We start from the raw sequence: 17,855 nt of genomic DNA, 5'->3' as shown, positions 1-17,855 counted from the left end.
TTATCCTCATCCTGGCCTCCTTAGCCCCGGCAGCAGAAGCAGGGTGAAAAGGAATAGTGGCCATGGATAGAGTTCGGTCAGGGGGCGGTAGCTGTGACCTGCCCTGGCACCCGGTTCCAGCTGGTCGAAGCGCTGATTCATGGCAAGGAGATCTCCTTGGGTGCGAGCGCGAAAATAGTGACCCTGTCCCAGAGTGGCCAACTCGGTGAGCAGGGGTTCATCCAGCTCTGTACTGGGGTCTGGCTGTGCCGGGGTCAGCGCTTGGCTGTCTGGATCCGCACCAACCCCCAGGGTGTAGATCTTGAGTCCGGCGGCGACGGCCTGACGAGCCTGAACCAGGGGATCGGCAGTGCCCGCCGTGTTGCGACCATCGGTGATCAGCAGCAGCGCCGCCTCGCGATCAGCTTCTTTATGGGTGTTGGCGAGGGCGATGGCCTCACCGAGCGCCGTGGTACGTCCGACCAGATCAAAATCCAGCTCATCGGCCAGAGTCAACAGCGCTTGGGTCTCTTCTGTCAGCGGGCTGAGCAGGTAGGCGTGGTCGGCGAAGACGATGAGGGCGATCCTGTCACCTTGTCTGGCCAGGATCAGCTGCTTTATCTGTTTGCGCACCGCACTCAGCCTGTCTTGCTGCTGACTGCCGTCAAACATATCCGGGGTGCGCATGCTGTCGGAGAGATCCACGGCCAGCAGCAGATCCCGGCTGTCTTGATACTGGACGATGGGCTCACCGATCAGTTGAGGACGGCACAAGGCCAATACCAGTGCTCCCCACAACAGGGCGCCATACCAGAGTGGCAGACCGCCCTGTGAGCCTTGCAACGCAAAGCCGTCATGGTGCAAACGAGGGCGATGCAAGGGGGGCAGGGAGCGTACCAGCAGGGGCAGCACCAGGGCGAGGGCGAACCAGGGCCAGGCCAATATCATCCGGCCCCCCCTTGGAGATAGCATCGGCCGAGCAGCAGTTGGCGACCCAGGCGCAGGTAGTCGGCATGGATCGCCAGGCATTGGGACTGACTCGGTGATCGGCCGCCATAGAGCCACTCATCCCACTGGTGTTGCCAGCGCAGGAAATCAGTCGGGCCCTGGCTGTCGAGCCAGGCGAGCCAGTCGGCACCTTGCAAGGTACGGCTTATTGGCCAGCGGCGCAGCCCCTCCTGGCGCAACCTCTCATGCAACCCGACGAACCAGAGACGCTGATCGCCTGCTGGTGGCACCCCGGTGGCCTGGCGCCAGCACCAGTACAGCCAGATCCGGTGGCCAAGCCAGGCGAAGGCGCCGAGCAGCACCAGGAGCAGGGCCAGCAGGAGCAGGGCGCCGAGGCGCGGGTCCAGCCAGCCCGCATCAAGGGGCGGGCCTGGGTGAATATCCCGGATCTGCTCGGCTATCTGTCGTGTGACAATGGTGGCGGTATCCATGGTCATAGGGATTGCCACTGGGTTTGCAGGCTCTGGCCGCTATCGAGCAAGGTCAGGCGCTGCACCAGGGGCAGCAGTCGGGCCTGGCTCAGGGCCAGGTGCTGCTCCGCCTGGACCCGGTAACGGCGCACGAACTGAGGGCTGGAGCCATCGAGCCAGCCCGGGCCGAGTGGACCCGTCACCGGCAGTCGTTCGGTTGCATCGAGGTTGGCTTCCAGGGGATCGCGGAGTTGCCAGTAATGGATGTCGTGGCGCCGGGCGATGAGCCTGAGTTGCCGCTCTTGCGCGGGGGGCGGTGGCATGTGGTCGCTGATGATGGTCAGGCGCGCCCCGTGGGGCAGCCGGGGGCGCAGCCGCTCAAGCGTCTGCGCCAGGGGAGTCGGCAAGGGACGGCGCTCGAGTCCGGTCAGGTAATGGCGGCAGATGGCTGGCAACAGCGGCAGAGGAGAGCCCTTGCAGGTGAGGGTTTGAGGGCTTGTGCTGTGAATATGCAATGTCTGGGGATGACGCTCGCCTCGCCAGAGCAGGGCCGCGGCCAGCTCGCACGCCAGCTGGGCCTTGAGGCGCTGTTTCGAGCCGAAATAGAGGCCAGGTGAGAGGTCGAGCAACAACCAGTGATGCTGCTCCTGCTCCTCTTCATAGAGGCGGGTGAAGGGGCGGCCGAGCCGGGCCGTGACCCGCCAGTCTATGTGGCGCACCTCATCTCCAGCCTGATAGGGGCGCAGCTCGCGAAAGCTCAGACCGGGCTGGCGGCGCTGGGCACCGCGCTGGGATGGGCTCTTGCGCCGCGTGACCTGGGGCCCTCGGGTCAGCAATCGGGTGGCGAGCAGACAGGCAAGGGGCAGTTGCAACTCGGGAGGCCAGCGGTTGGATGCCGGATCTTGGCTGGGCGAGGCGCCATGGCTCAGGGGCATGGCACCCAGTCCAACAGGCGGCGAATGATCTCTTCGGCATCGACACCTTCTGCCTGGGCCTGATAGCTTGGCAGCAGGCGATGGCGCAGCACGGCCGGAGCCAACTGCTGTATGTCTTCGGGCAGCACATAGTCCCGTCCAGCCAGCCAGGCGCGGGCGCGGGCGGCGCGGGCCAAGCCCAGACTGGCTCTGGGGCTGGCACCAAAATCGATCAGGGTGCCCAGCTCGGGGGCTATGCCGCTGCCCGGCCGGGTGGCACAGATCAGCTGCACCAGATAGTGAGCTAGCCTGGGCTGCATCATGACATCCAGTACGGCATCGCGAGCCGCTTGCAAGGCATCTGGGCTGATGAGGCAGGGTGAGGGAGGCAATGTCTCCCCCCGTTCATTGAGCTGCAGTATGGCGAGCTCCAGCGCCGGGCTCGGGTAATCAACATTGAGCTTGAACAAGAAGCGATCGAGCTGGGCCTCGGGCAGGGGGTAGGTCCCCTCCTGCTCGATAGGGTTCTGGGTTGCGGCCACCATAAAGAGACCCGGCAGGCGCCAGCTCTTCTTGCCTACCGTGATCTGACGCTCGGCCATGGCTTCGAGCAGGGCGGATTGCACCTTGGCTGGCGCCCGGTTTATCTCGTCGGCCAATACCAGGTGATTGAACAAAGGGCCTGGCTGGAACTGAAAGCTGGCATCCTGAGGGTGAAATACCTCGCTGCCGGTGAGATCGGCCGGCAGCAGATCCGGGGTGAACTGAATGCGGGCAAAACGCCCCTCGATGGCCGTCGCCAGCACCTTGACTGCCCGGGTCTTGGCCAGACCCGGCGCCCCTTCGATCAACACATGCCCTTCACATAACAGGGCGATGAGCAGGCCGTCGATGAGTTCGCCCTGCCCCAGGATCTGGCTGGCAATATGCTCGCGTACTTGTCGAAATTCGGCCAGAGCCATGAGATAAACCTATTGTTTTAATAGAAGTTGATCTTTTTATACTCCAGATACTCTCAGGGTGCGAGAACCGAGTCCCTCCCGGTACAGATTTAGTTTCAATCAGCCGTATGAAACTTGTGAGCGGATTGTTAAGATGTGGCGCAATGAGGTCTGACCTCTACCTGATTAACCCAAGGAGCCAGGATGAAACAGCCTTTACAACTGACGACTCGCCAGGGCGAACGGATTGCCGTCGTGGCGGGTCTGCGTACGCCCTTCGCCAAGCAGGCCACCGCCTTTCATGGGGTGCCGGCGGTGGATCTCGGCAAGTTGGTGGTGAGCGAGTTGCTCGCCCGCACCAATCTAGATCCCGCCCTCATCGATCAACTGGTGTTCGGCCAGGTAGTACAGATGCCGGAAGCGCCCAATATCGCCCGCGAGATAGTGCTGGGTACTGGCATGAGCGTCAGCACTGATGCCTATAGCGTGTCGCGCGCCTGCGCGACCAGCTTCCAGGCCGTGGCCAATGTCACCGAGTCCATCATGGCTGGTACGGTCGACATCGCCATCGCCGGCGGTGCCGACTCCTCCTCTGTGTTGCCCATCGGCGTCAGCAAGCGGCTGGCCCGCGCTTTGGTCGATCTCAACAAGGCGCGCACTTTCGCACAAAAGTTTGCCATCCTGCGCCGACTCGGCATCAAGGATCTGCTGCCGGTACCGCCAGCCGTGGCCGAATACTCCACTGGCCTCTCCATGGGTCAGACCGCTGAACAGATGGCCAAGAGCCACGGTATCAGCCGCGAGGCGCAAGACGCCCTGGCGCACCGCTCACATAGTTTGGCCGCCCAGGCCTGGGCCGAGGGCAAGCTGGCTCAGGAGGTGTTTGCCGCCCATGTGGCGCCTTACAAGGCAGCCCTTGAGCGCGACAACAATATTCGCGAGAGCTCTGACCTGGCAAGCTACGCCAAGCTCAAGCCGGTGTTTGATCGGATGCATGGCTCTGTCACCGCCGCCAATGCCACCCCGCTCACCGATGGCGCCGCCGCCGTGCTGCTGATGCGCGAAGGGCGTGCCAAGGAGCTTGGCCTGGAGCCGCTCGGCTTTATTCGCAGCTTCGCCTTTTCCGCCATCGATGTCTGGCAGGACATGTTGATGGGGCCCTCCTACGCGACCCCCATCGCTCTGGACAGGGCAGGCATCACCCTCAGCGATCTCACTCTCATCGACATGCATGAGGCATTCGCCGCCCAGACCCTGGCCAACGTCAAGATGTTCGCCAGTCGCGATTTTGCCCGGGACAAGCTGGGCCGCGACAGCGCCATTGGCGAGATCGACATGGATAAATTCAACGTGCTGGGGGGCTCATTGGCCTATGGTCACCCCTTCGCCGCGACCGGAGCGCGCATGATCACCCAGACGCTCCATGAGCTGCGCCGTCGTGGTGGTGGATTGGGACTCAACACCGCCTGTGCGGCGGGTGGGTTGGGTGTGGCCATGGTGCTGGAGGTGGAATGATGAGCGAACAAACTTTTTCCCTGGATATTCGTAAAGACGGCATCGGCATCCTCACCATGGACGTGCCGGGCGAGAGCATGAACACCCTCAAGGCCGCTTTCGTCGATGAGATCCGCATCGTGCTGGAGCGGGTGCGGGCCAATAAGGATCTGATCGGCCTGGTGATCACCTCCGGCAAGAAGGACTCCTTCATCGCCGGGGCCGACATCAGCATGCTGGACGGCTGCACCAGTGCCGCAGATGCTCAGACCCTGTCCCGGGAAGGGCAGATCATCTTTGCCGAGATCGAAAATCTCACCATCCCGGTAATCGCCGCCATTCACGGTCCCTGCCTGGGGGGCGGCTTGGAACTGGCCCTGGCCTGTCACGGCCGGGTTGCGAGCGACCATGGTAAGACGGTGCTGGGGGTGCCTGAGGTACAACTCGGCTTGCTGCCGGGCTCCGGGGGGACCCAACGTCTGCCGCGCCTCATCGGAACGGCCAAGGCGCTCGATCTCATGCTGACTGGCAAGCAAGTGCGTGCCAAGCAGGCGGGCAAGATGGGCCTGGTAGATGAAGTGGTTCCGCTCTCCATATTGATGGAGGCGGCCATTGCCTTGGCTCGCAAGGGCAAGCCGCGCCATGTTTTGCGGCGCGATCTGCAAGGCAAACTGCTCGAGACCAACAAGCTGGGCCGCAATGTGCTCTTTGATCAGGCGCGCAAAGGGGTCAAGGCCAAGACCCGTGGCAACTATCCGGCGCCCGAGCGCATCCTGGAAGTAGTGCGCATCGGCATGGAAGAAGGGATCCAGGCTGGCCTGGCTGCCGAGTCGCGCTGCTTCGGCGAACTGGTGATGACCGCGGAATCCGCCGCCCTGCGCTCGCTCTTCTTCGCCACGACCCAGATGAAGAAGGAGGTGAGCTATCAGGGAGCCGCGCCACGCAAGATAGGCCATGCCGCCGTGCTAGGGGGAGGGCTGATGGGGGGCGGCATTGCTTATGTCACCGCCACCAAGGCCGGGGTGCCGGTGCGGATCAAGGATGTGGCGCAGGCGGGGATCAGCAACGCCATGCGCTACAGCTATGACTTGCTCAACAAGAAGCTCAAGCGCCGTCATATATTGCGCAGCGAACTGGAGAAGCAGATGAGCCTGCTGTCCGGCTCCCTGGATTTCTCCGGCTTCCAGCGGGTGGACATGGTGGTGGAGGCCGTGTTCGAGGATCTGGCCCTCAAACACCAGATGGTGCAGGACGTGGAGCGCGAATGCGGCGAACAGACCATTTTCGCGTCCAATACCTCCTCGTTGCCTATTCATCACATAGCCGAAGGGGCTGCGCGGCCGGGCCAGATAGTGGGCCTGCACTACTTCAGCCCGGTGGACAAGATGCCGCTCGCCGAGATCATTCCCCATGCAGGCACCAGCGCCGAGACGGTGGCCACCACCATCGCCTTTGCCCGTGCCCAGGGCAAGACGCCCATCGTGGTTAAGGATGAGGCCGGTTTTTATGTGAACCGGATCCTGGCCCCCTACATGAACGAGGCGGCGCGCCTGGTACTGGAAGGGGAACCTGTGGAGGTGCTCGATGGCGCCCTGCTCGATTTCGGTTTCCCGGTCGGCCCCATCAATCTGCTCGATGAAGTGGGTATCGATGTGGGGGCCAAGATCTCCCCCATACTGGAGCGGGAACTGGGCGGCGAACAGTTCCAGGCTCCCAAGGCATTTGACAAGTTGCTGCAAAACGATCGCAAGGGACGCAAGAACGGCAAGGGTTTCTACCTCTATGGCAAGGCGGCTCCGCGCAGCTGGCTAACCGGCAGAGAGGGCAAGAAGAAAGTTGACGAGAGCGTCTACGAGCTGCTCGGGGTCAAGCCCCAGGCCAAGCTTGCCAAGAGTGAGCTGGTGGAACGCTGTGTGCTCCTGATGCTCAACGAGGCGGCGATGGCCCTGGATGGCGGCGTGATAGCCTCGGCCCGGGACGGCGACATAGGTGCCATCTTCGGCATCGGTTTCCCTCCGTTCCTTGGCGGCCCCTTCCGCTATATGGATAACTTGGGGATTGCCGAGCTGGTGGCGCGACTCGAGTATTACCAGCAGCGTCATGGCGAGCGCTTCGCACCCTGCAGCCGGCTCAAGGCGATGGCGGCCGAGGGGCAGCGCTTCTATTGAAGAGGGCCCGGCTATCCGTCGGCTCAGGGGTTGTTATCCCATGATGCATAAAGAGGCGACCCAGGGTCGCCTCTTTTTATGGGCATCTTGCTAGCACTGTGATGCTGTTTCAAGCGGGATGGGGGCTAATCGGCACGCGGGCTGTCGATCTGGGGCTTGGCGTGGGAAATGATTGCCTTTAAATACCCCAAAATATTGATCTAGCGCAATCCTACCCCCTATATATTCCTTTGGTGGCATAGGCGAGGGCGGCGTATTAGGCTCCAATAGGAACGAAAGTAGTCAAGAGTGCGGCCCAAGCCGCCATGGACATTCGCGCCAGAGATGGGCGTCATAGGACAAAGGACACATCATGAGCTTTCTTGAACAAACCATCTGGACAGTATTGGGCTATGGCGTCATGCCCTTCATCTTCCTGAGTGGCTTCGTGGCGGTGGCCGTGACCTGTTGCGTGCTGCTCAACGCCTTTGGGGTGCAGTCCGCCGAGAAGTGAAGCGCATGGCTGCCATGCCTTCCCACGCTATAGCGCGACACAACAATGCCAGTCGAGAGACTGGCATTGTTGTGTCTGGGCCCCAGCTCTTGAACCTGGGGCAGGGCCTCGCGACAGGGTCGATGAGCATGAAGGTCGAACCCAGGGGGAAATTTGATTACACTGGCGGCCATCGCAGTAGCGTCTCGTATTTTGCATCCAATAAGGTCCCTCATGGCTCTCAAGGCAACCGTATTCAAGGCACAGCTCTCCCTCTCTGACATGGATAGGGGGCTCTATCAGGATTTCTCCCTCACCCTGGCCCGTCACCCTTCCGAAACCGACGAGCGCATGATGATCCGCCTCGCGGCTTTTGCCTGGCATGCTGCCGAGCGACTTGAATTTACCAAGGGGTTGTCAGCGGACGATGAGCCTGAGCTGTGGCGCAAGAATTACTCCGATGAGATTGAACTCTGGATTGAGCTGGGCCAGCCGGATGAGCGCCGTCTCAAGAAGGCCTGCAACCGTTCGCGCCAAGTGGTGCTCTATCTTTACGGTGGTCGTGGTACCAGCGTCTGGTGGAAGCAGAATCAGGGCAAGCTTTCCCTGCATGACAACCTCAGCATCATAGAGCTAAGCGACAGCCAGACACAGCCTCTGGCGGCCATGATAGAACGCACCATGCAGCTTACCTGCACCATCTCCGACGGCCAGCTGTGGGTGAGCAATGGCAAGACGGAAGTGACGCTGGATCCTCTGATGCTGCAGGGCAAGCAGGCACACGAGCTGGTCTGAACGCCGTCCAATGGGCGGGCCATTCCCTGAGGAGTCTCTGAGCGGCAAGGGGGATGAGAGAAAGAAAGGAACCGGATCCTGGGTCAGGATCCGGTCTCATTGAGGGAAAGGGTCACGCATAGGGCGCCTGGCTTATCCCTTTTTGTCATCGGCGAAGGTGATGTTGAGTTCGAGTACCGACAACTCATCACTCTTCTTGTCCAGCTGTACCGTGATCTTCTCAGGGTCTATCTGCACGTATTTACGGATCACATCGAGAATATCTTGCTTGAGCTGGGGCAGGTAATCCGGCCCCCCTCTGGAAGAACGCTCGTGGGCAACGATGATCTGCAGCCGCTCCTTGGCCGTCTGGGCCGTCGCCTGCTTCTTGGTAGAACGAAAATAATCAAAAATAGACATGCTTAACTCCCGAACAGTCGGCTAAAGAAGCCCTTCTTTTCTTCTTGCAGGAAACGGAATTCGGTGGCGTCTCCCATCAGACGGGAAACGGCATCTTCATAGGCTTTGCCCGCATCGGACTCTTTGTCCAGGATGACGGGTTCTCCCGAGTTGGAGGCGCGCAATACCGCCTGGGATTCTGGGATGACCCCAAGCAGTGGGATGGCAAGGATCTCCTGCACATCTTGCACGCTCAACATGTCACCACGGCTGACCCGAGTCGGGCAGTAGCGGGTGAGCAGCAGATGCTCCTTGATGGGATCCTCACCGCGCTCGGCCCGGCGAGACTTGGAGGCCAGGATCCCGAGGATCCGGTCCGAGTCGCGTACCGAGGAGACTTCCGGGTTGGTGGTGACGATGGCCTCATCGGCAAAATAGAGTGCCATCAGAGCACCGGATTCTATTCCGGCGGGGGAGTCGCAGACGATGTATTCAAAACCCATCTCGCCCAGCTGATCCAGTATCTTCTCGACCCCTTCCTTGGTGAGGGCATCTTTGTCTCTGGTCTGGGAGGCGGGCAGGATAAAGAGATTCTCGCTGCGTTTGTCTTTGATAAGGGCCTGGTTGAGGTTCGCTTCGCCATTGATGACGTTGACGAAGTCATAGACCACACGGCGTTCGCAACCCATGATGAGGTCGAGATTACGCAGGCCGATATCGAAATCGATGACCACCGTCTTGTGGCCACGCTGGGCCAGCCCTGTACTCAATGCCGCGCTGGTGGTGGTCTTGCCAACGCCACCCTTGCCGGACGTAACGACTATGATTCGCGCCATTCTCGCTTCCTTGTAACTCTATTTGATACGGTCTATTCGGAGTTGTTCTTGATCCAGCCGGATATGCACCGGCTGCTCAGTCAGGCCTGCTGGCAACGCATCGCTGAGCTGGAAGGTGCCCGCGATGGAGATAAGCTCGGCCTGTAATTGTTGGCAATAGATGCGGGCATCGGTATTACCGCGCGCCCCGGCTATTGCCCGGCCCCGCAGGGCCCCGTAGATATGAATGCTGTCATCGGCCAGGACTTCGGCGCCAGGGCTCACTGAGCCGAGCACGACCAGCGAGGTGCCCGCCGCATAAATCTGCTGGCCGGAACGAACCGGGCCCACATGAACCTTGCTGGCAAGCAGGGGGGCGGGCACTGTGCTGGGCAGCGGCAGATCGACGACAGGCACATCGTTGACGGTGAGATTGGCCACAGGCTCAGGCAGAGGGTCTGCCTTGCGACTGCGGCCGGAGCTCATGACGGCCAGGCCTGCGGCCTTGGCGGCTATCTTCATGGACTCACTCTTGGCCCCCGTAATGCCAACCAGCACAAAGTCTTCCGACTCGACCAGCGCCTTGAGTTCGTCAAAATCCGGTTGTTGCTCGAGTTTTTCCACATTGAGCACCAGAGGCGCACAATTGAAAAACTGTGGCGCCAATGCCACCTTGGCGGCCAATAACTGGCGTATCTTGTCCGGCGCGGCATCGTTGATATGCAACACAGAAATAGTGAAGGTAGTCCCTTTCAATTCGTTATCGCGCTCAACCATGACTTTCCCCGAGACAGAGACGGTAATCCGTTATTGTTATTGATGGTCTGATGTTATAGTTTGCCCACTTCCGAGGCAATAAACTCAATGGATTATATCAATTTACATGTTGTGTGCAGTCTATAAAAGTCGCAAAAAAGCTGACACCTATCTCTTTGTCGAAAAAAGGGATGATTTTTCCCGAGTTCCGGCTCCCCTGATGCAGACCTTCGGCACGCCGCAACTGGTGCTGATGACCAAGCTCACCCCAGGCAAGCCCCTTGGCATTGCCAGTGTGAGCCGGGTGATGGAGATGCTGACACTGCAAGGTTTCTACCTGCAAGTACCGCCGCCGGTGGAGAACCTGCTCGAGCAGCACAAGTTGGCGCAACAACCCGAGCAGACCCTCTGATATTACTGGACGCAAGCTGTCGTTTGGCAAGTGCGGGTCTTTTGAGGGCGGTTGTTAATCTCGCACATCGCAGCGCGATCTCTTTATTACCCACGGAGCCCCCTGACATAATTGCTGGCGGCCCTGAGGGCCGCCGATAATTTCTCTGCCAATTGAGGACGATAAAGTCTGTCGCCTTCGAATGAGCCTTGAAAATAATATTTTCAAACAGCGACCAACTTGTATAAATATACAGTTGTTTTCCCTCGCCATTATTTCCATCATCTCCCTTCTTGATCTGGCTCCCTTCCTTTGGCGCACTTTTTGCGGCGCGGCCTGCTTTTGATTGCATGTTTGGCGTGAGCCACAGGGGATAAGCGTGGCTGGCATGTCAGGGGACAGCCGGGCTCGACCCGGTCAATGGGATAGTGGCTGAGGTGGGCTTGGGAAGCCAGTGCTGAGGCGCGCGGGTGGTCGGCTATCCCTTTGAGTGACAAATGGCAGACAGCAAAAAGGCGGGAAGTGTCCCGCCTTTTATCATGATGTGCGCAGCGTTATTCGCAGGAGACTTGCATCACCTTGATGGCCAAGCCACCACGGGAGGTTTCCCGGTACTTGGAGTCCATGTCCTTGCCGGTGATGTACATGGTCTCAATAACCTTGTCCAGTGACACGCGCGGCTTGGAGGTGCGACGCAGGGCCATGCGCGAGGAGTTGATCGCCTTCATGGAGGCGATGGCATTACGCTCGATGCAGGGAACCTGAACCTGGCCACCGACCGGATCGCAGGTCAGACCCAAGTTGTGCTCCATGCCTATTTCGGCGGCTTCACACACCTGTTCCGGGCTACCACCCATCAGCTCGGTCAGACCGGCAGCGGCCATGGAGCAGGAGACACCCACTTCGCCCTGGCAGCCGACTTCGGCGCCGGAGATGGAGGCGTTCATCTTGTAGAGCATGCCAACGGCAGCGGAGGCCAGATAGAAACGGGTGTATTCGTCACGGCCAACCGGCTGGATGAACTTGTCGTAGTAGGCCAGCACGGCGGGGATGATGCCGGCGGCGCCATTGGTGGGGGCCGTGACCACACGGCCACCGGCGGCGTTCTCCTCACTCACCGCCAGGGCAAACATGTTGACCCAGTCGATGATGCTCATGGGATCGTTCGACAGGCTCTCGTTGGTGGTGAGCTGACGGTAGAGCGGCGCGGCGCGGCGAGGTACTCGCAGGGGGCCTGCCAGTATCCCTTCGGTACGGCAACCACGCTCGATGCCTTCACGCATGGTGGTCCAGATCTTGCCGAGTTTCTTGTAGATCTCTTCCGGCGTGTTGAAGCACTTCTCGTTTTCCATCATCAGGGAGGAGATGGAGAGGCCGGTCTGGCTGCAATGGGCGACAAGCTCTGCGGCACTCTTGAAGGGGTAGTTGACGGCCATGTCGCCGCTGTCGGCCTTGCCGAAGTTCTCTTCATCGACGATGAAACCACCGCCGATGGAGTAGTAAGTCTTGCTGTACAGCTGGGTATCTTCGATGAAGGCGGTCAGCTTCATGCCATTTTCGTGCAGGGGCAGTGCCTCGTCATGAAAGATCATGGCGTCCTGCGGGAAGCTGACCGTGTGGCAATGCAGGCCGATAGGCAGGCGGCCGGTCTGTTCGACCCGGGAGATGAATTCGGGGATGCCATCGATATCGACATTCTCAGGCAAGTTGCCGGCCAGGCCCATGATGATAGCGGTATCGGTATGATGACCCTTGCCGGTCCAGGAGAGGGAGCCATAGACATCAACCTGGATCCGGGTGACTTCACGGATCTTGCCGCCTCCACGCAGCTCGTCCACGAACTGTTTGGCCGCTTTCATCGGGCCCACAGTGTGGGAGGAGGAGGGGCCAACACCGATTTTGAAAATATCAAAAACGCTGATCATCTAATAGTTACCTCTGGGTAGAAGCCGACGTGTTGCCAGCTTGCAAAAAAGGGGTGATCCATGGCGCTTGCGTCGTGACATCGCCCTAAGGTCCTGGACCTGATAACGGCAGTGTAACGCGGCTCGCCTTAAAAAAAGTTGAAATAGATCTATTTTTGTTGAATCAAGGCCGCGAGTATAAAATTTATTTTGATGCTTATCCATTTTGTTAAGCGCTTAGCAAACGTTTTGCAAAAAAATACCCGGCCAGGCCGGGTATTGCAGGATAAATGGGGCTCGAATGGCCTTTTGTTAACACTCGGTGATGTTCACCGCCAGGCCACCCCGGGCCGTCTCCTTGTACTTGGTCTTCATATCGTTGCCGGTTTCCCACATGGTCTTGATCACCTTGTCGAGTGACACCTTGTGTTCACCGGTACCGCGCAGGGCAAGGCGGGCGGCGTTGATGGCCTTGACCGCACCCATGGCGTTGCGCTCTATGCAGGGTACCTGCACCAGGCCACCGACCGGATCGCAGGTCAGGCCCAGATTGTGCTCCATGCCGATCTCGGCGGCATTCTCGACGATGGCCGGGCTGCCACCGAGCAGTTCGGCCAGGGCACCCGCGGCCATGGAGCAGGCGACGCCCACCTCACCCTGGCAACCGACCTCGGCACCGGACAAGGACGCATTCTTCTTGTAAAGGATGCCGATGGCGGCGGCGGTGAGGAAGTAGCGTATCAGCAGATCGTCATCCACGGTGCGCACGAAGCGATCGTAATAATGCAGCACGGCGGGGATGATACCGGCCGCCCCATTGGTCGGTGCCGTCACGACGCGGCCCCCGGCGGCGTTCTCTTCATTGACGGCCAGGGCGAAGAGATCGACCCACTCCATCACCATCAGCGGATCTTTATTGAAGTTGGTTTCGGCGCTGAGCTGACGAAGCAGCGCCGGGGCGCGTCTGCGCACCTTGAGCCCGCCGGGCAGTACCCCCTCCTGCTGACAGCCCCGCGTCACGCAGCCTTTCATTGCCTGCCAGATCTTGCGCAGCCCTGCCACTATCTCCTGTTCGCTCCGAAACACCTTCTCGTTGGCCAGCATGAGACCGGACACTGAGAGTCCGCTCTCCTGACAGTGGGCCAGCAGTTGGGCGCCACTCTCGAATGGATAGGGAATGGGATGACTCGCCTCGAATGCCGCAGCGTCGGCCCGGGCGTTGGCGAAGTGGCTCTCTTCGATGATGAAGCCGCCCCCGATGGAGTAGTAGGTCTGGGTCAGCAGCAGTGCCTGGCCTTCATAGGCGCGCAGCGTCATGCCGTTGGAGTGGGCGGGCAGGGTCTTGCGACGGTTGAAAATGATGGCGCCATTGCGAGGGAAGGCGCTCGATTGCTCGCCGGCAAGTTTGAGGGTCTGGCTCTGCTCGACCTCGGTCAGGAAGGCGGGGATCCCTTCAATGTCGACACTGTCTGGTTCGAAGCCAGCCAACCCCAGGATGATGGCCTTGCCGGTACCATGGCCCTTGCCGGTCTGGCCGAGGGATCCATAGCATTCGGTCTCGACCCGGCTGGTGCGAGCCAGCAGCTTGCTCTCCTTTAGCTGGGTCACGAAGGCATGCGCGGCCCGCATGGGACCAACGGTGTGGGAGGATGAGGGGCCTATTCCGATGGAAAACAGGTCGAAGACACTGATCATGACATCACTCCGATTATGGATTTTGTCTAAACATTGTAAATTTTTTGTAGTCGATGGGAAGAGGGGGAGCTGAGGGATGTGATGGCCGCATGAAAAAGGGCTGCCGAGGCAGCCCTTTGAAACCCTTTATCTGTGCGCAGGCTTAGCCAAACAGCTGATAAAGGATGGCGGAGATGGCGATGAGGCCCATGGCGGTCACGAACACGTTGCTGATCTGACCCTGATACTTGGCCATGGCCGGGACGCGTTTGATGGCGTACATCGGCATGATGAACAGTATGGTGGCGATGATGGGGCCACCCAGGGATTCAATCATGCCCAGGATAGAGGGGTTGACCACGGCAACGACCCAGAGGGTGATGACGAAGAAGCCGATGATGATCATGTCGATCAGCTTATGGTTCGGCTCTTTACCTGTGCCACGGATCTGCTGAACGATCAGGCCTTTGAGACCTTCACGGGCACCCAGATAGTGACCGAAGAAGGAGGACACTATGGCCACGAAAGCAACCAGCGGACCGAAGTAGGAGATGATCGGACTCTCGTGCTGGTTGGCCAGGTAGGAGAGAACGGCGATGTTCTGGGCCTTGGCCTCAGCCAGCTGAGCCGGGCTCAGACTCATGACGCAGGAGAAGACGAAGAACATCACGAAGCCCAGCAGCAACATGGCGGTACGCTTCAAGATGGCATCGGACTTGGCCACGGCATTGTCGCCGTGCTCGCGACGTTGCGCCAGAGCGAAGCTGGAGATGGCCGGGCTGTGGTTGAAGGAGAACACCAGTACAGGGATGGTCAGCCACAGGGTGGTTGCGAAATCCTTGCCGGAGGGGACCTGGGAGAGAGCGGCACCGCTCCACTCCGGGATCAGGTAGAGGGAGATACCTGCCAGTATGGCGATCAGGGGATAGACCAGGAACTGGGTCACCTTGAGCATCAGCTTCTCACCGGCCAGCATCACGGACATCATGCCCATGATCAGCACGATGGAGAGGATCCAGCGCGGTGGCGGCGTCATGTGCAACTGGTTGACGATGAAGCTGTCGACCGTGTTGGTGATGCCCACGCCGTAGATCAGCACTATGGGGTAGATGGCAAAGAAGTAGAGCAGCGTGATGAGCTTGCCGGCGCCGACGCCAAAGTGCTCTTCGACGACTTCAGTGATATCCGCGTTCGGCTTCTTGGAAGAAAGTACGAAACGGGCCAGGCCACGGTGTGCCAGATAGGTCATGGGACCGACCAGCAGCGCCATGCAGACCAGCGGCCAGAAGCCACCCATACCCGCATTGATTGGCAAGAACAGGATGCCGGCACCGACGGCGGTACCAAACAGGCTGATGACCCAGGTGGTGTCCTGTTTTCCCCAACTACGAGATTGAACGGAGCTTGTTCCTTGCTCCTTGGCGACCGCAGCGTCCTGTGCGTGAGAGACGGTATTTGACATGTGTCTGACCCCAGATGTGTAGTTTTTATTAATCCGGCGCAAGGATACTGGCTTTGCAGGTAAAAATGTTGATCAAATTCACTTTTCCATCGTCGAAACCCGTACTTTTTTATGGAAACGTGATCAAAAGAAGATAATTTCAATTTTTGTTTATCATTTGCGGTGTTATTTGAATGTTAAATCCCGCATTTGGCTCGAAATTATGTCAATAAAATGTTATTTCGCTGTCTGGGTGACCAGCTGGCGGATCATGCTGGCGGTGGCTCCCCAGATGTATCTGTGCTGCCAGGGGATCCAGTGCAGCGTGTAGTGTTGGCCACGGCGCTCTATTGGCATGCTGACATAGTTGCCAAGGTCTTGCAGGTGCCAGAGGGGGACTTCGAAGGCCGCGGTGACCTCATCGGCATTCAGTTGCAACCGGTAATCGGCGTTGAGCAGACCCACTACGGGCAACACCTCGAAGCGCGATACAGTGGGTAGCCTGGGCAGATGACCAAACAGCCGGATCTGATCGGCGGCGATGCCTATCTCTTCATGGGTCTCCCGCAGCGCCGTCTGGTAGAGGTCGTCATCCCCCGGATCCTGGCGCCCGCCCGGAAAACTTATCTCCCCGGCGTGGTGGCGAAGGTGTCGGCTGCGCTCGGTGAGCAATAGATGCAGGCCATCGGCTCGCTCGACCAGGGGTATCAACACCGCAGCAGGGCTCAGTGCCGGGGCAGGGGAGTGCAGAGGGGCGCTCGGGAGGCTCTGTAATAAAAAGCGGGTCAGCAGCTCGGCGTGGGTCATGACGATGGTTGCTCGAGCAGGGGCAGGATCCGGGCCAGCTTGTCAAAGGTCTCCTGGTATTCACTGTCGACCTCGGAGTCGGCAATGATGCCCCCTCCCGCCCAGCAATAAAGGCTCCCTTCGGTGGCGAGCAAGGTGCGGATACAGATGCTGGTATCCATGCGGCCATGCTGACTCAGGTAGCCAATGCTGCCGCAGTAACCGTTGCGTCTGTGGGGTTCGAGCTCCTCGATGATTTCCATGGCGCGGATCTTGGGAGCCCCCGTGATGGAGCCGCCAGGGAAGCAGGCCCGCAGCAGATCCACCCCTTGCCAACGAGCATCCAGCTCACCATGAATGGTTGACACCAGGTGATGGACCGCCGGGAAGGATTCGACCGCAAACAGCTGTGGCACGCAGACGGTGCCCGGTCGACTGACCCGGCCTATGTCGTTGCGCAGCAAATCCACGATCATCAAATTCTCCGATCTATCCTTCTCGGCCTGAGCCAGCTCACGGGCGCAGGCGGCATCGGCCAGGGGATCTGGCTGGCGGGGGCGGGTGCCCTTGATGGGTTTGGTCTCTATATGGCGGCCATCGAGCAGCAGGAAACGCTCGGGGGAGAGGCTCAGTATGGCGCTGTCCGGCAGCCTGAGGAAGGCGGAAAAGGGGGCGGCGTTGGCCGCGCGCAACCCCAGGTAGGCGAGCCACTCATCCCCTTGATAGGGCGCGCTGAAACGCTGGGTGAGATTGATCTGGTAGCAATCCCCAGCGGCCAGGTAATCCTGAATGCGGGCGAATTTGGCGCCATAGTCGTGGCGGCTCATGTTGCTCTGCCAGGGGCCAAGCAGCTGGAAGGCTGATGGCTCTGGCGCTTGCTGCTTATTCCACCAGAAGAGACGGCGCGCCAGTCCGGTTTCTGAACCCCAATGGACCAACTGCCACTGTTGTCGGGCCTTGTCATGAATGAGGGCCCAGTCATAGATACCGACCGCCATGTCGGGGATGGTCAAATCGGCCTCGGCCTGCTCGGGGAGTTGCTCGAAGTGCCGACCCAGATCGTAACCAAACAGACCCAAGGCGCCGCCGATAAAAGGCAGATCGCAGCCAGGGGAGACGAGCTCCCCGAGCAGCGCTTGCTGGGTCTTTGCCAACAGGCTGAGCGGGTCTCCCGGCAAGGTCTGTGATGCACCATCTTGCCACCTTTGGGTCAACCTACCCCGGGTGGTCAGGGTCGCCCGTGGATCGGCGGTGATGATGTCGAAGCGGTTGTCCGGGCCCATGGGGCCCATGGATTCGAGCAGCATGGCCCAGGGCTGATGGTGCAGCCGGGCAAACAGGGTCGCCGCGTCACTTGCGTCGGGCAGAGGATGAATGTGCAGGTCTGGTTTCATTTTTTGTTACACAGGCAACAGTTTGCGTGCTGGTCCCTAGCCGGTATGGGGTGGCAAGCGTATCATAGTGGCCGCGAATGTTAGAAAAAACACGCCGCGCCCCGACATTGGAAGGGACTTGAATGCCTCTCCCTA

General features: G+C 59.8%; 17 protein-coding genes. 5 read left to right on the top strand and 12 right to left on the bottom strand.

From position 1 onward, the window contains the following. Positions 1–6: 6 nt before the first annotated feature. The 4 genes from ACSMDR_RS02310 to ACSMDR_RS02295 are packed head-to-tail and all read right to left on the bottom strand — an operon-like array spanning position 7 to position 3,273. A complete protein-coding gene (locus tag ACSMDR_RS02310) occupies positions 7–927 on the bottom strand; it encodes a VWA domain-containing protein (RefSeq protein WP_005908607.1) in 921 nt (306 codons plus the stop codon). Continuing rightward, positions 924–1,424 carry a DUF4381 family protein gene (locus ACSMDR_RS02305; RefSeq protein WP_436466886.1) on the bottom strand — a complete coding sequence of 167 codons (501 nt, stop codon included), beginning with the start codon at positions 1,422–1,424 and terminating at the stop codon, positions 924–926. The genes ACSMDR_RS02310 and ACSMDR_RS02305 overlap by 4 nt, the downstream gene beginning before the upstream one ends. Further along, positions 1,421–2,332, bottom strand: coding sequence for a DUF58 domain-containing protein (locus tag ACSMDR_RS02300; protein WP_436466884.1), 912 nt, complete (start codon positions 2,330–2,332; stop codon positions 1,421–1,423). The genes ACSMDR_RS02305 and ACSMDR_RS02300 overlap by 4 nt, the downstream gene beginning before the upstream one ends. Next, positions 2,323–3,273, bottom strand: coding sequence for an AAA family ATPase (locus ACSMDR_RS02295; protein WP_436466883.1), 951 nt, complete (start codon positions 3,271–3,273; stop codon positions 2,323–2,325). Before ACSMDR_RS02295 ends, ACSMDR_RS02300 begins: the two co-directional genes overlap by 10 nt. Before the next feature lie 183 nt (positions 3,274–3,456). Here ACSMDR_RS02295 and fadI point away from each other — a divergent pair, with 183 nt between their 5' ends. The 4 genes from fadI (at position 3,457) to ACSMDR_RS02275 (ending at position 8,181) form a co-directional block, all read left to right on the top strand. Continuing rightward, the gene (gene fadI, locus ACSMDR_RS02290) at positions 3,457–4,767 is read left to right on the top strand and encodes an acetyl-CoA C-acyltransferase FadI (RefSeq protein WP_436466882.1); all 1,311 of its coding nucleotides are present in this window, start codon (positions 3,457–3,459) and stop codon (positions 4,765–4,767) included. Continuing rightward, positions 4,767–6,914, top strand: coding sequence for a fatty acid oxidation complex subunit alpha FadJ (fadJ, locus tag ACSMDR_RS02285; RefSeq protein ID WP_436468178.1), 2,148 nt, complete (start codon positions 4,767–4,769; stop codon positions 6,912–6,914). The genes fadI and fadJ overlap by 1 nt, the downstream gene beginning before the upstream one ends. 352 nt (positions 6,915–7,266) lie before the next feature. Then, entirely contained in the window at positions 7,267–7,407 is a 141-nt protein-coding gene (locus ACSMDR_RS02280) for a TIGR02808 family protein (RefSeq protein WP_005895982.1), read from the top strand. Positions 7,408–7,620: 213 nt separating this feature from the next. Then, a complete protein-coding gene (locus ACSMDR_RS02275; RefSeq protein ID WP_436466881.1) occupies positions 7,621–8,181 on the top strand; it encodes a YaeQ family protein in 561 nt (186 codons plus the stop codon). A 132-nt stretch (positions 8,182–8,313) separates the two neighbouring features. Here ACSMDR_RS02275 and minE read toward each other — a convergent pair whose 3' ends face one another. The 3 genes from minE to minC are packed head-to-tail and all read right to left on the bottom strand — an operon-like array spanning position 8,314 to position 10,151. Then, positions 8,314–8,580 carry a cell division topological specificity factor MinE gene (gene minE, locus ACSMDR_RS02270; RefSeq protein ID WP_005895976.1) on the bottom strand — a complete coding sequence of 89 codons (267 nt, stop codon included), beginning with the start codon at positions 8,578–8,580 and terminating at the stop codon, positions 8,314–8,316. A gap of 2 nt (positions 8,581–8,582) precedes the next feature. After that, positions 8,583–9,395, bottom strand: a complete 813-nt coding sequence (gene minD / locus ACSMDR_RS02265; protein WP_005895973.1) for a septum site-determining protein MinD — start codon at positions 9,393–9,395, stop codon at positions 8,583–8,585. 18 nt (positions 9,396–9,413) lie between these two features. Then, positions 9,414–10,151, bottom strand: a complete 738-nt coding sequence (gene minC / locus ACSMDR_RS02260; RefSeq protein ID WP_436466880.1) for a septum site-determining protein MinC — start codon at positions 10,149–10,151, stop codon at positions 9,414–9,416. Positions 10,152–10,257: 106 nt separating this feature from the next. Here minC and ACSMDR_RS02255 point away from each other — a divergent pair, with 106 nt between their 5' ends. Then, a complete protein-coding gene (locus ACSMDR_RS02255; protein ID WP_436466879.1) occupies positions 10,258–10,542 on the top strand; it encodes a YcgL domain-containing protein in 285 nt (94 codons plus the stop codon). A 533-nt stretch (positions 10,543–11,075) separates the two neighbouring features. Here ACSMDR_RS02255 and ACSMDR_RS02250 read toward each other — a convergent pair. The 5 genes from ACSMDR_RS02250 to pabB form a co-directional block, all read right to left on the bottom strand. Then, positions 11,076–12,446, bottom strand: coding sequence for an L-serine ammonia-lyase (locus tag ACSMDR_RS02250; protein WP_005895965.1), 1,371 nt, complete (start codon positions 12,444–12,446; stop codon positions 11,076–11,078). A gap of 291 nt (positions 12,447–12,737) precedes the next feature. After that, the gene (locus ACSMDR_RS02245) at positions 12,738–14,120 is read right to left on the bottom strand and encodes an L-serine ammonia-lyase (protein ID WP_436466878.1); all 1,383 of its coding nucleotides are present in this window, start codon (positions 14,118–14,120) and stop codon (positions 12,738–12,740) included. Between the two features lie 142 nt (positions 14,121–14,262). After that, a complete protein-coding gene (locus ACSMDR_RS02240) occupies positions 14,263–15,561 on the bottom strand; it encodes an HAAAP family serine/threonine permease (protein ID WP_005895960.1) in 1,299 nt (432 codons plus the stop codon). A 216-nt stretch (positions 15,562–15,777) separates the two neighbouring features. Continuing rightward, positions 15,778–16,347 (bottom strand): CoA pyrophosphatase, encoded by a 570-nt coding sequence (locus ACSMDR_RS02235; RefSeq protein WP_436466877.1) that lies wholly within the window; start codon positions 16,345–16,347, stop codon positions 15,778–15,780. Continuing rightward, positions 16,344–17,633: an aminodeoxychorismate synthase component I gene (gene pabB / locus ACSMDR_RS02230; protein ID WP_436468177.1), complete on the bottom strand. Its 1,290-nt coding sequence runs from the start codon at positions 17,631–17,633 to the stop codon at positions 16,344–16,346. The genes ACSMDR_RS02235 and pabB overlap by 4 nt, the downstream gene beginning before the upstream one ends. Positions 17,634–17,855 lie beyond the last annotated feature (222 nt).

The sequence above is a fragment of the Aeromonas molluscorum genome, from assembly GCF_051376105.1.
Taxonomy (GTDB): Bacteria; Pseudomonadota; Gammaproteobacteria; order Enterobacterales; family Aeromonadaceae; genus Aeromonas; species Aeromonas molluscorum.
The sequence above is the reverse complement of the archived record's forward strand: the minus strand, read 5'-3'. Positions and strand labels throughout refer to the sequence as shown.

Bases quoted from the DNA above. Each gene is read 5' to 3' on its own strand.
- ACSMDR_RS02255 (WP_436466879.1), top strand. From the start codon at position 10,258: ATGTTGTGTGCAGTCTATAAAAGTCGCAAAAAAGCTGACACCTATCTC.
- minC (WP_436466880.1), bottom strand. From the start codon at position 10,151: ATGGTTGAGCGCGATAACGAATTGAAAGGGACTACCTTCACTATTTCT.
- ACSMDR_RS02305 (WP_436466886.1), bottom strand. From the start codon at position 1,424: ATGACCATGGATACCGCCACCATTGTCACACGACAGATAGCCGAGCAG.
- ACSMDR_RS02295 (WP_436466883.1), bottom strand. From the start codon at position 3,273: ATGGCTCTGGCCGAATTTCGACAAGTACGCGAGCATATTGCCAGCCAG.
- fadI (WP_436466882.1), top strand. From the start codon at position 3,457: ATGAAACAGCCTTTACAACTGACGACTCGCCAGGGCGAACGGATTGCC.
- ACSMDR_RS02250 (WP_005895965.1), bottom strand. From the start codon at position 12,446: ATGATCAGCGTTTTTGATATTTTCAAAATCGGTGTTGGCCCCTCCTCC.
- minD (WP_005895973.1), bottom strand. From the start codon at position 9,395: ATGGCGCGAATCATAGTCGTTACGTCCGGCAAGGGTGGCGTTGGCAAG.
- ACSMDR_RS02280 (WP_005895982.1), top strand. From the start codon at position 7,267: ATGAGCTTTCTTGAACAAACCATCTGGACAGTATTGGGCTATGGCGTC.
- pabB (WP_436468177.1), bottom strand. From the start codon at position 17,633: ATGCTGCTCGAATCCATGGGCCCCATGGGCCCGGACAACCGCTTCGAC.
- ACSMDR_RS02235 (WP_436466877.1), bottom strand. From the start codon at position 16,347: ATGACCCACGCCGAGCTGCTGACCCGCTTTTTATTACAGAGCCTCCCG.
- ACSMDR_RS02245 (WP_436466878.1), bottom strand. From the start codon at position 14,120: ATGATCAGTGTCTTCGACCTGTTTTCCATCGGAATAGGCCCCTCATCC.
- ACSMDR_RS02310 (WP_005908607.1), bottom strand. From the start codon at position 927: ATGATATTGGCCTGGCCCTGGTTCGCCCTCGCCCTGGTGCTGCCCCTG.
- minE (WP_005895976.1), bottom strand. From the start codon at position 8,580: ATGTCTATTTTTGATTATTTTCGTTCTACCAAGAAGCAGGCGACGGCC.
- ACSMDR_RS02300 (WP_436466884.1), bottom strand. From the start codon at position 2,332: ATGCCCCTGAGCCATGGCGCCTCGCCCAGCCAAGATCCGGCATCCAAC.
- ACSMDR_RS02275 (WP_436466881.1), top strand. From the start codon at position 7,621: ATGGCTCTCAAGGCAACCGTATTCAAGGCACAGCTCTCCCTCTCTGAC.
- ACSMDR_RS02240 (WP_005895960.1), bottom strand. From the start codon at position 15,561: ATGTCAAATACCGTCTCTCACGCACAGGACGCTGCGGTCGCCAAGGAG.
- fadJ (WP_436468178.1), top strand. From the start codon at position 4,767: ATGAGCGAACAAACTTTTTCCCTGGATATTCGTAAAGACGGCATCGGC.